The organism is Blautia sp. DFI.1.216 (assembly GCF_020594215.1).
Classification (GTDB): domain Bacteria; phylum Bacillota; class Clostridia; order Lachnospirales; family Lachnospiraceae; genus Blautia_A; species Blautia_A wexlerae.
Map to the genome: position 1 here is coordinate 1 of NZ_JAJDML010000202.1, position 326 is coordinate 326.

General features: G+C 43.9%; 1 pseudogene. It reads left to right on the forward strand.

Features of this window, described 5'->3' with window-relative positions:
• Nucleotides 1-326: pseudogene (locus LJE11_RS19440) on the forward strand (hypothetical protein); the annotation flags it as partial.

Here is a 326-nt window from a genome sequence, read left to right on the forward strand (position 1 = left end):
AGATTTTAAGAACGGCTACAAGACCAGAGCTGACGCAAGCTCACGCATGAGTGCCAACCAGATTTCAGATGTGGCGTTATCCTTAGAGTATGTCAAACAGTATGGCGAAGCTCACAAGGAACTGAATTACAAACAAGTCTATCTGTTGGAACAATGTGTAGTCTGGCAAAGATTGAGCGTACATCTTGGCTGGCAATGTGATAACGTGCGAGCTTCTTATGATGAAATTCCAAAGGCAACGCAGGACGAAGTTTTCGCTGGTGCAAGAACTTTTGTCAAAGAAAATAAAGGACGCTATGAATGTGGCGGTTATATCTACTCTGGCG